Genomic DNA, 10,890 nt, shown 5'->3' on the forward strand with positions numbered 1-10,890 from the left:
GCCCCACAGTGACAGTCCTAGCAATGACCGCTCAGCGCTAATGACGCTAAGCGCAGAGCGATGCATGACTAGTCAGGAATTTTAGCCGTCACATGTTTGGTCAGCGCATTTAAGGTTTTATTGAGGTTATCAAACGCGGTGTCATTGAGTCCGGTATCGCAGGCGACACGTTTTTGCACATCTGATAATTTGCTCCGTAGCGCTTGGCCTTCTTCAGTCAGGCTCACAATCACCACGCGTTCATCATCTTTCTGGCGTGTGCGTTTAGTCAGTTTTTTCACTTCCAGGCGCTTGACCACTGGCGTGATGGTGGCGGGTTCCAGCATCAGCTTTTCTGCGATTTGTTTGATCGACAGTTGCTTGTATTGCCAGAGGGCGACCAAGACCAGGTATTGCGGATAAGTGAGATTTAATTTGTCCAGATCAGGCTTATAAGAGCGCAACAGGGCATGCGTTGCCGAGTAGAGCGAAAAGCATAATTGGTTTTCAAGATAGAGATTAGGCATGAGCGTAAAAAATTATATTGTCATTAATATGAATTGCAAGTCATTACAGCATCAAACGCGGTGAGTGTCTATAGCTGTTTTGTAGGATAAACACTGGTTTTGTATAAGATATGAAACATAACACAGGATATTGAGCTATTTGGCTTGAATCTGGCCTGCCAGCTTGCGTCTGTCGTGTGTTGTTGTCTGCAATAAGAGGCGTTGGCCGTGTCAATGCGAATAGCCAAAAATGCGCTAAAATGCACAGCATTTCCCGCCTGATTGATGTGCAGTAGAAAGCCCTTCGCCTCATGTTGCCTTCCATTACTTTTCTTGACCTCGAAACCACCGGGGCGACGCCTTTACGAGACCGGATTACCGAAATTGCGCTGGTGCGCTTTGATGACGGCGTGGAGACGGTGCGCTGGCAAACCTTAGTCAATCCGCAGCAACCAATCCCGCCATTTATTCAATCGCTGACCGGCATTAGCGATGCCATGGTGGCCGATGCGCCCTTATTTGCAGAAGTCGCAGACAAGTTGCTGGCCTTGCTCGAAGGCTCGGTGCTCGCTGCCCACAATGTGCGTTTTGACCATGGTTTTTTAAAGTCTGAATTCAAACGCTTGAATATCACGTTGCGGCAAAAGGTGTTGTGTACGGTCAAATTGTCGCGGCTGCTATACCCGCAGCATTACAGTCACGGCATCGATGCGATTGTTGCGCGTCACCAGATCACTGGGTTGGCACGTCACCGCGCCATGGGCGACGTCGAAGCCATCCTCATTATGCTCAATGATGCCAAGCGTGACCTTGGCGCTGACGCGGTGCAAACCGCTGCGCTCAAACTGATGGCGGCGCCCACGTTGCCGCCACATATCGATGCCAGCCTGGTCGGCGAACTGCCCGAGGCGCCAGGGGTGTACCTGTTTTATGGTGAAAACGACCTGCCTTTGTATATCGGCAAAAGCGTGAATCTGCGCGCACGCGTGCTATCGCATTTCAGCAGTGACCATGCCTCCACCAAAGAAATGCGTATGACGCAGGAAATGAAGCGCTTTGAATGGATCCCCGCCGCCGGTGAGTTTAGCGCCTTGCTGCTGGAATCGCGCCTGGTGAAAGAGCGCATGCCTATCTATAACCGCCAGTTACGGCGCGAGCGTTCGTTGTGTAGCTGGCAAATTGACACCCAGGCACAACCACTGCTCAAGCTGGTGCATGAGCAGGAGATTGACCCCAGCCAGATGGCACAGTTGTTCGGCACCTTTAGAAGCAAGCGGCAAGCCGTTGAAACCCTGCGCAAAATTGCCGACCTCAGCCATTTGTGTGCCAAAACGCTGGGGCTGGAAACCGGGCGCGCCGGGCCTTGTTTTGCCTATCAGCTCAAGCGCTGCAAAGGCGTCTGTTGCGGGCAGGAGCCGCCCGAAATACATGCTTTGCGTGTCCAACAGGCACTGATGGCACATAAACTCAAAGCCTGGCCGTATCGCGGCAAGATAGGTATTGAGGAATATAACCTTGAAAATGATCTGCGCCAGATTCACGTGTTTGAACACTGGGTGTATCTGGGCGTGGCGGAGGATGAGGATAGTTTGCAGGCCTTGCGCGCGCAAAAAACAGCGCTCAAATTCGACCTCGATAGCTATAAATTACTGTTGAAAATGCTGTCGCAGAAAAAGACCCGTGTACTGGATCTGGCTGGCTAGGAAAGCAATTGTCAGCCGGATACACGGGCAAGGGGTAGCGTGAGTTAGGGTTGGTAGAAGGTGCTGTTGGTGGAGACTTGTTCACCATTCGACAGCGCTGTGACGTCGATCTGAATCCGATGGCTACCTGGCTGGTCACTTGCCGGGGCAGACAAACTCAAGGGCACCAATATTTCTTCGGTGGGCGCGGCAGTGAGTAGCTGCTCACTTTCCACGCGCAAGCCGTCTATGCCACTTACGCGTACCTGGTAGCGCTGATTGTGCTCTGTGGCGTTGGTGAGGTGCAACTGGTAAGGGTTTTCAATGCCATGGTCGGTTTCGCGGAACATGATATTGCGGTCACGTATGATATCGACCTTAAAATCAGGCTTATGCAGCAACCCGTAGCCCAACCAGGCAGTCATCAACACAAACAAGCCGCTATAAATTAAGACGCGTGGGCGCAATAAATGCTGGCGTAGTTTGTGTTGCCCACTCAGACCCGCTGCCGAAAAGCGGATTAAATCCCGCGGGTATTGCATTTTGTCCATGACCTCATTACAAGCATCAATACACAAGCCGCAGCTGATGCATTCATATTGCAAGCCGTTGCGGATATCAATGCCGACCGGGCAGACCTGCACACAGATGTTGCAGTCTATGCATGACCCCTGGCCATCGGCCTGGTAATCCTGATGTTTGCTGCGGCCACCACGCGGTTCACCACGTGCACTGTCATAGGCGACAATCAGGGTGTGATTGTCAAACATCGCACTTTGAAAACGTGCATAAGGGCACATGTGCTTGCACACTTGTTCGCGCAAAAAGCCAGCGTTGCCATACGTCGCCAGGCTATAAAACCCAAGCCAAAAGCAAGACCAGCCGCCCATTTGCCACTGCAGCGCATCGCTGAATAATTCGCGTATCGGCGTGAAGTAACCAACAAACGTAAAGCCAGTGACCAAAGAGAAAGCCAGCCAGGCGGAGTGCTTGCTCACTTTAATGCCAGATTTACGCACGCCCCAAGGCTGGCTATCCAGTTTTTGCCTGGCCATGCGATCACCTTCTATCGTGCGCTCCATCCATAAAAAAATCTCGGTATACACCGATTGCGGGCAAGAAAAACCACACCACAGGCGACCCGCAACGGCGGTAAATAAAAACAGGCCGAGGGCGCTGATGATGAGCAGCAATGCGAGGTAAAACAAGTCTTGCGGAAAAATCACCAGGCCAAACAGATAAAAGCGGTGCGTGTCTATGTCCAGTAACAGTGCCTGTCGGCCGCCATACTGCAGCCAGGGCATGCCGTAAAACACCAATTGTGTCAGCCAGATCATCAGCCAGCGCCAGTTTTTAAAGTAACCGCTGACCGAGCGCGGATAAACCTTGGGTGTTTTCTGATAGAGCGAAATGGTTTGGTCGGTGACCGGGACTGCCATGATAGGAATCACGGGTTTGTTGCGGGAAGAGGACATACAGGCACTCAAAAGGAATAAGACGAGTGCAGTGTAGAAGAGATGGTTAATTTAAAACAGATTCAGTTTTAAGTTAAAAAACCATATCAGATACGGGGCTTGCTGGGTGATTTCATCAGTTGTCCCAGTCGCGCGATGGCTTGCAAATGCACGTGATGCATGGCGTGGCCATAATTGAGCCGAATATAGCTGGCATATTGCTGCTGTGACGAGAACATATGGCCAGGGGCCAAGCTGATATTTTCGGCATTCGCCTGCTGAAACAGTTGCAAACCATCTTGTTGCCCGGGCAGTTGCAACCATAAAAAATAACCGCCTTGCGGTAAAGTAAAGCGTATTTGCGGCGGCAGATGTTGGTGAATCGCCTGCGAAAATTGCAGTTGCTGCAGCATAAGTTGGTGCCGCAATTGGCGCAAGTGTTTGTCATAACCGCCTTTGGCCAGGTAGCTTGCCAGTGCCAGTTGTGCCGGAATTGAGGTGGCCAGCGTGGTGGATATTTTCAGGCGAGTGATTTTTTCGGCAAAACGTCCGGCCGAGACCCAGCCGACGCGGTATCCCGGCGCTAGCGCTTTTGAGAATGAACTGCAATGCATCACCCAGCCGTCGCTGTCCCAAGTGTTGGCTGGTAAGGGACGCTCTTTGCCAAAATACAATTCACGATAGACGTCATCTTCTATCATCGGCAGTTGGTAGCGCGTGATCAGCGCCACCAGCGCTTGTTTTTTGTCTGAGGGCATCAGGCTGCCGGTCGGGTTTTGAAAGTTGGTCATCAGCCAGCAGGCTTTGGGGCGGTGCTGGATAATGGCGCGCTCCAGTGCGGCCAGGTCTATGCCGTGCTCCGGGTGGCTAGGCACCTCAATGGCGCGCAAGCCCATGCGCTCAATGGCTTGCAAGGCCGCGTAAAAGCTAGGTGACTCGATAATGACGCTATCCCCAGGCTGGGTCACTGCGGCCAGGCACAGGTTTAGCGCCTCCAGGGCGCCATTGGTAATCACAATATCGCTTGGCTCGGTGTGCTTACCATCTAACTGATAGCGCAGGGCGATCTGGCGCCTGAGCTCAATATCGCCCTGGCCAATGTCACTCACCGTTTCTTGTGGTTGCATGCGACGCACGGCGCTGGCCATATGATCCGCCAGCTTGGCGAGCGGGAATAGCAGCGGGCTGGGAAAAGCCGAGCCAAATGGGATTTGTTGCGGGTCTTTAATGCGCTCCAGCAGGTTGAACACCAGGTCACTGACTTGCAGCGTCGTCGGCGTGCCGTCATCGCTGGCGGTGTGCGGCAACAAGCGCTCGCTCCCTAGCGGCCCGGCAACGTAATAGCCAGAACGCGGGCGCGTCACAATCAGGCCGCGTGCTTCCAGCAAATAATAGGCTTGAAACACCGTAGAAGCATTCACCTGTTTGCTGGTTTGAGTTTGGCGAATAGACGGTAACTTATCGCCGCGTTTGAGTAAGCCCTGCTGAATGGCGCTGGCAATGTCTTCGGCGATGATTTCGTATTTTTTCACAACTGGCCCTGCCGCCTTTAAGCCGCTAATCTGATATGGTTAATTTAATCCAAACTGCTTCTGTTTAGCAATGCCTGGTAGCGATAAGCTGCGACTTTTGTGAAAAGGGCGGGTGATGCAAGTCTCAGAATTGCTGGCGTCAGCGGTAAAAAGCGTGACGCAACAAACGAAAAAACACTATGCCTTGACTATGTATGATGGCCAGGCCTTGCAACTGCAGGTCACGGATATGTTTAATGTGCAGGTTTTACAGCAGGATCAGCCACTGGTTTGCGTGCATTTTCAACCGCTAAGTTCATTAAATAACATTGAAATGCAGCCGATTTACCGCGTGGCTTCGCTGCGCACCGCAACCGGCGAAGATACGCAGCTTTCAGCCGAGTTGCTGGCGTGTGTATTTGCGGTCTATCAGTACTACACAAATGGCAGTATCCGGCCCTGGCGATTCGGGGTAAAATAAGAATTCTGGCAATCAAACAGGCTGGTCAACCAGTGGCCTGGCCAACCGTGAAAAACATGCGCAAATATATTTGCATTCTGCGATAAATTGCGTATAATTGCGGGTTCTTTAAAAGGCGACGTTTAAGGCATCATTATGTACGCAGTGATTAAAACAGGTGGCAAACAGTACAAAGTAGCCGCTGGTGACAAATTAAAAGTAGAAAAATTGGTTGGTGACGTTGGTTCTACTGTTGTAATCGACAAAGTGTTGTTGATTGCTGATGGTGAAACAACGACAGTTGGTGCACCTTTGGTAGCTGGTGCAAAAGTGAATGCCACTGTGGTATCACATGGCCGTGGTGACAAGGTGATGATTTTTAAAATGCGTCGTCGTAAGCACTACCGCAAGACTCAAGGTCATCGTCAGAGCTATACAGAAATTCAAATCGACACTATTTCAGCAAAATAAGCACGTTCTGCTTGAGTAGAGCAGATTGCTAGAATAAGGAATCAAACATGGCACACAAAAAAGCAGGCGGTAGTTCACGTAACGGCCGCGACTCACAAGCCAAGCGCCTGGGCGTGAAAGCTTTCGGTGAAACAGTTGTTAACGCTGGCAGCATCATTGTTCGCCAACGTGGGACAAGAATGCACGCTGGCGAAAACGTCGGTATGGGCAAAGACCACACACTGTATGCATTGGTAGAAGGCAAAGTTAAATTTGCAATCAAAGGCGCTTTAAAGCGTCATACCGTGAGCATCGAAGCGGTTTAATCAAAGTATCATGTAAAAAGCCCTGTCGCTTGACGGGGCTTTTTACTTTATAGTTCGCAGATTGCATGCAGCCTTGTTCACCATAACGCAGCCATGCGCTTAAAAGGCAAATTGAATCATGAAGTTTATTGACGAAGCTACTATCAAAGTCTACGCCGGTGACGGTGGCAACGGCGTTGCCACGTTCCGCCGCGAAAAATACGAGCCTATGGGCGGCCCCAACGGCGGTGATGGCGGCCGTGGCGGCTCTATCTTCGTGGTGGCTGACCGCAATATCAATACGCTGGTAGATTACCGTTATACGCGTACCTTTAAAGCGGAACGCGGTGAAAATGGTAGCGGCTCTGATTGCTACGGCAAGGGCGGTGAAGACATGATCCTGCGCGTGCCAGTCGGCACCACCATTAGCGATAAAGCCACCGGCCAAATGATGGTGGACTTGAGTGTCGATGGCCAAAAAGTGATGATGGCCAAAGGCGGCAATGGCGGCTTGGGTAATATCCACTTTAAAACCAGTACCAACCGCTCCCCACGTCAATGCACCAAAGGCGACCCGGGTGAAGCGTTCGAGTTGTACCTTGAACTCAAGGTGTTGGCCGATGTGGGCTTGCTCGGCATGCCTAATGCGGGTAAATCCACCTTTATCCGCTCCGTGTCTGCAGCTAAACCCAAAGTGGCTGATTACCCGTTTACTACTTTGCACCCTAATCTGGGTGTGGTGCGTGTCGATAGCAATCGCAGCTTTGTCATTGCCGATGTGCCTGGGTTGATCGAAGGCGCGGCGGAAGGCGCGGGCTTGGGTCACCAGTTCTTGCGCCATTTGCAACGGACTTCTTTGCTACTGCACTTGGTTGACCTGGCGCCGTTTGATGACGCCGTTGACCCGGTGCAAGAAGCCAAGGCGATTGTCAATGAGCTCAAAAAATACGATCAGGAGCTGTTTGATAAACCACGCTGGCTGGTGCTGAACAAAATCGACATGCTGGAAGACAGCGCGCAAAAAGTGGCGGATTTTGTCAAAGCCTATGGTTGGGAAGGTCCGGTATTCCCGATTTCTGCGATTAGCGGTGTCGGCTGCCAGACGCTGACTTATGCGATCATGGACCATATTGAACAAGCGCGTGCACAACGTGAATTAGAAGACGCACAACCGCAGCCAGCGACAGAATAAGTTTTATGAGCGTTTCACTCATACAAGACAGCAAAACCCTGATTGTAAAGGTCGGTTCCAGCCTAGTCACTAATAATGGCCAGGGCTTGGATAAAACCGCGATTGCTGCTTGGGCGCAGCAAATCAGTGCACTGGTCAAGCAGGGCAAGCAAGTCGTACTGGTCTCCAGCGGGGCGGTCGCTGAAGGCATGCAGCGCCTGGGCTGGAAAAAACGTCCGGTTGAGGTGAATGAGCTGCAAGCTGCTGCTGCTGTCGGCCAAATGGGCCTGGTGCAAATGTATGAGCAATGCTTTACGCAGCATGGCTTGCACACTGCGCAGTTACTGCTTACACATGAAGACCTGGCCGACCGCAAGCGTTACCTCAATGCGCGCTCCACCTTGCGTACCTTGCTCGATTTAAACGTGATTCCTATCATCAACGAAAACGACACGGTGGTGACCGAAGAAATTCGTTTTGGGGATAATGATACCCTGGGGGCGCTGGTGGCTAACCTGATCGAGGCGGATGCTTTGGTGATTCTTACCGATCAGCAGGGCTTGTATTCCGCCGACCCGCGCAAAGACCCCAATGCAGTGTTTATCAATTTCGAAACCGCGGGTAATCCCGAGCTGGAGAGCATGGCGGGTGGCGCTGGCAGTGCTGTGGGTACCGGCGGCATGCTGACCAAAATTCTGGCCGCCAAGCGTGCAGCCAATAGCGGCGCGCATACCGTGATTGCTTCTGGCCGCGAGACCGACGTGCTGATGCGTTTAAGCCAGGGCGAGGCTATCGGTACGCATTTGCGCGCAGGTAAAATGAAAACCCTGGCCAAAAAACAATGGCTGGCCGATCATTTGCGTGTGGGTGGTAAAGTGGTGCTCGATGATGGTGCAATCACTGTCTTAAGCAAAGAGGGCAAGAGCTTGTTGCCGATTGGCGTGGTTGATGTGCTGGGCCAATTTGAGCGCGGTGATGTGGTTGCCTGCGTAGACGCACAAGGGAAAGAGTGGGCACGCGGCATTGTCAATTACAATGCCAATGAAGTGCGCAGAATCAAGCGTAAACCCAGCAGCGAGATTGAAAGTGTGCTGGGTTATGTCGAAGAAAAAGAGTTGATACACAGGGATAACCTGGTATTGGTTTAATTGCCAACAAGACGAAGAGAGTGCAAGGCAACGTGATGAGTAAACCTTTGGTAGCCATTATTATGGGGTCGGACAGCGATTGGCCGGTGATGAAGAGTGCCGCGCAAATGCTGGCAGATTTTGGTGTCGCTTACGAGGCGCGCGTGGTATCTGCGCATCGCACGCCAGACCTGATGTTCCAGTTTGCCGAATCTGCTGCAAGCAATGGCTTTCAGGTGATTATTGCTGGTGCGGGCGGGGCTGCACACTTGCCAGGCATGGTGGCTGCAAAAACCACCTTACCAGTGTTAGGTGTGCCGGTGCCTTCCAAGCATCTGCAAGGTCAAGACTCGCTGCTGTCTATTGTGCAGATGCCTAAGGGGATCCCAGTCGCCACGTTTGCCATTGGGGATGCCGGTGCGGCGAACGCGGGCTTGTTTGCGGTAGCCATGTTGGCGAACCAGGATGCGACGTTGGCAGAAAAATTAGCGACTTTCCGCAAGAAACAAGCCGAAAAAGTACACGCCATGATTTTGAGTGAGCTACCATGACAGCCGCGGTGATTCAACCTTCAGCCATGTTAGGGATGTTGGGCGGTGGTCAGCTCGGCCGCTTTTTCGTCATTGCTGCCCACGAGATGGGCTACAAAGTCACTGTGCTCGATCCAGACAAAAACAGCCCTGCCGGCATGATTGCCGATGTGCATCTGTGTGCTGCGTTTGACGATGCGGCTGCATTGAAAACCATGGCAGACACCTGTCAGGCGATCTCCACCGAATTTGAAAATGTGCCAGCCGAAACATTGGCGACATTGGCGAAGTCGACCGTTGTGCATCCAAGTGCAGACGCGGTCGCCATTGCACAGCACCGTATCAAGGAAAAAACCTTCTTTAAAGAATCTGGCTTGCCGGTGGGCCCATTTGTGCCTGTGACGGTCGAAAGTGATTTGCCGGAAGATGGCGAGATGTATCCGGCCGTGTTGAAAGTGGCGCGTTTTGGCTACGATGGCAAAGGCCAGGCACGTGTGGCGAATCGCTCGCAAGCCGTGACTGCATTTAAGGATTTCAAACAAGAAGTCTGTGTGCTGGAAAAAATGTTAGCACTGGACCTGGAAGTGTCTGTGGTGCTGGCGCGTGATGTGCATGGCAATATTGCTGCATTTCCAACCGCTGAAAATAGCCATTTAAACGGGATTCTCGATATCAGTATTGCCCCGGCACGCTGTTCTGAGGTGATCAAAGCCAATGCGCAAGAGTTGGCGAAAAAACTAGCGACTAGCCTCAATTATGTCGGCGTGTTAGGTGTGGAATTTTTCGTGGTCGGCAACCAGTTGCTGGTCAATGAGATTGCACCGCGTCCGCACAACTCTGGCCACTACACGTTAGATGCCTGCGTGACTAACCAGTTTGAGCAACAGGTGCGCGTGATTACTGGCCAGGCCTTGGGCAGCCCGCATTTGCACAGCCATGCCGTCATGGTGAATATTCTGGGCGATAGCTGGCTCTATAGCGGCAAGCAGGTTGAGCCAGCCTGGGATAAAGCGTTTGCGCACGGTAACCTTAAAATGCATTTATATGGCAAGCACGAGCCGCGCAAGGCGCGCAAAATGGGCCATTTCACGGTGATAGGTGAAGATGCGCAAGCAGTGCTCAATGCGGCCAAAGTGGCGCGCAGTGAATTGCATATTGGTGAATAACTGATTTGCCAAAAAAGAAAGCCCGGCATGTCCGGGCTTTTTTGTATCTGCTGATGTTGTGATGCCAGTTGGTATCGGGCAATAAAAAAGCCGGACAAACGTCCGGCTCTTTTAGTATGCACCCCTACTGAAATTATTCAGCGGCTTTTTTCGCGCGAGGCTTAGCAGCTTTTTTAGCTGGTGCCGCTTCGGCTTTAGGTGCAGCTGCTTTTTTCACAGAAGCTAAAGTCGCAGGTGTATCACCGGACAATGCTTTGATCGCAGCAGTCAAACGGCTCTTATGACGAGCAGCTTTGTTTTTGTGAATGATTTTTTTGTCAGCGATACGATCAATCACGCTTACGTTTTCTTGGTAAGAAGCCACAGCAGCAGCTTTGTCACCAGTTTGAATCGCTTTGATTACTTTTTTAATCGCAGTACGCAAAGTTGAACGCAGCGCAGCATTGTGCGCGTTTACTTTGACGGATTGGCGCGCGCGTTTGCGTGCTTGTGCGGTATTTGCCATATTCGTTTTATCCTGTAACTTTCAAAAGGGGTGTGATACGAAAC

At 51.8% G+C, this 10,890-nt stretch carries 12 protein-coding genes; 8 read left to right on the top strand and 4 right to left on the bottom strand.

Annotation, left to right across the window (positions count from 1 at the left end; translation table 11 throughout):
- Positions 1-68: 68 nt before the first annotated feature.
- The gene (locus tag E6Q52_RS05695) at positions 69-506 is read right to left on the bottom strand and encodes a MarR family winged helix-turn-helix transcriptional regulator (protein WP_194740505.1); all 438 of its coding nucleotides are present in this window, start codon (positions 504-506) and stop codon (positions 69-71) included.
- A 290-nt stretch (positions 507-796) separates the two neighbouring features.
- Between E6Q52_RS05695 and E6Q52_RS05700 the strand changes: the two genes are divergently transcribed.
- Entirely contained in the window at positions 797-2,188 is a 1,392-nt protein-coding gene (locus E6Q52_RS05700; RefSeq protein WP_292819599.1) for a 3'-5' exonuclease family protein, read from the top strand.
- A gap of 44 nt (positions 2,189-2,232) precedes the next feature.
- Here E6Q52_RS05700 and ccoG read toward each other — a convergent pair whose 3' ends face one another.
- The gene (gene ccoG / locus E6Q52_RS05705) at positions 2,233-3,642 is read right to left on the bottom strand and encodes a cytochrome c oxidase accessory protein CcoG (RefSeq protein WP_292819602.1); all 1,410 of its coding nucleotides are present in this window, start codon (positions 3,640-3,642) and stop codon (positions 2,233-2,235) included.
- Positions 3,643-3,728: 86 nt separating this feature from the next.
- The gene (locus E6Q52_RS05710; RefSeq protein ID WP_292819605.1) at positions 3,729-5,153 is read right to left on the bottom strand and encodes a PLP-dependent aminotransferase family protein; all 1,425 of its coding nucleotides are present in this window, start codon (positions 5,151-5,153) and stop codon (positions 3,729-3,731) included.
- A 115-nt stretch (positions 5,154-5,268) separates the two neighbouring features.
- Between E6Q52_RS05710 and E6Q52_RS05715 the strand changes: the two genes are divergently transcribed.
- The 7 genes from E6Q52_RS05715 (at position 5,269) to E6Q52_RS05745 (ending at position 10,341) form a co-directional block, all read left to right on the top strand.
- Positions 5,269-5,613: a hypothetical protein gene (locus E6Q52_RS05715; RefSeq protein WP_292819608.1), complete on the top strand. Its 345-nt coding sequence runs from the start codon at positions 5,269-5,271 to the stop codon at positions 5,611-5,613.
- A gap of 135 nt (positions 5,614-5,748) precedes the next feature.
- The gene (gene rplU, locus E6Q52_RS05720) at positions 5,749-6,063 is read left to right on the top strand and encodes a 50S ribosomal protein L21 (protein ID WP_024929491.1); all 315 of its coding nucleotides are present in this window, start codon (positions 5,749-5,751) and stop codon (positions 6,061-6,063) included.
- Between the two features lie 47 nt (positions 6,064-6,110).
- Positions 6,111-6,368 (top strand): 50S ribosomal protein L27, encoded by a 258-nt coding sequence (gene rpmA, locus E6Q52_RS05725; protein ID WP_019881453.1) that lies wholly within the window; start codon positions 6,111-6,113, stop codon positions 6,366-6,368.
- Positions 6,369-6,486: 118 nt separating this feature from the next.
- Positions 6,487-7,539 (top strand): Obg family GTPase CgtA, encoded by a 1,053-nt coding sequence (gene cgtA / locus E6Q52_RS05730; RefSeq protein WP_292819613.1) that lies wholly within the window; start codon positions 6,487-6,489, stop codon positions 7,537-7,539.
- 5 nt (positions 7,540-7,544) lie between these two features.
- Positions 7,545-8,666, top strand: coding sequence for a glutamate 5-kinase (gene proB / locus E6Q52_RS05735; RefSeq protein ID WP_292819616.1), 1,122 nt, complete (start codon positions 7,545-7,547; stop codon positions 8,664-8,666).
- 35 nt (positions 8,667-8,701) lie between these two features.
- The gene (gene purE / locus E6Q52_RS05740) at positions 8,702-9,196 is read left to right on the top strand and encodes a 5-(carboxyamino)imidazole ribonucleotide mutase (protein ID WP_292819618.1); all 495 of its coding nucleotides are present in this window, start codon (positions 8,702-8,704) and stop codon (positions 9,194-9,196) included.
- Positions 9,193-10,341, top strand: coding sequence for a 5-(carboxyamino)imidazole ribonucleotide synthase (locus E6Q52_RS05745; protein ID WP_292819621.1), 1,149 nt, complete (start codon positions 9,193-9,195; stop codon positions 10,339-10,341). The genes purE and E6Q52_RS05745 overlap by 4 nt, the downstream gene beginning before the upstream one ends.
- Positions 10,342-10,474: 133 nt before the next feature.
- Here E6Q52_RS05745 and rpsT read toward each other — a convergent pair whose 3' ends face one another.
- Positions 10,475-10,846, bottom strand: a complete 372-nt coding sequence (gene rpsT, locus E6Q52_RS05750) for a 30S ribosomal protein S20 (protein ID WP_019881458.1) — start codon at positions 10,844-10,846, stop codon at positions 10,475-10,477.
- Positions 10,847-10,890 lie beyond the last annotated feature (44 nt).

The organism is Methylophilus sp., assembly GCF_008015755.1.
Lineage (GTDB): Bacteria > Pseudomonadota > Gammaproteobacteria > Burkholderiales > Methylophilaceae > Methylophilus.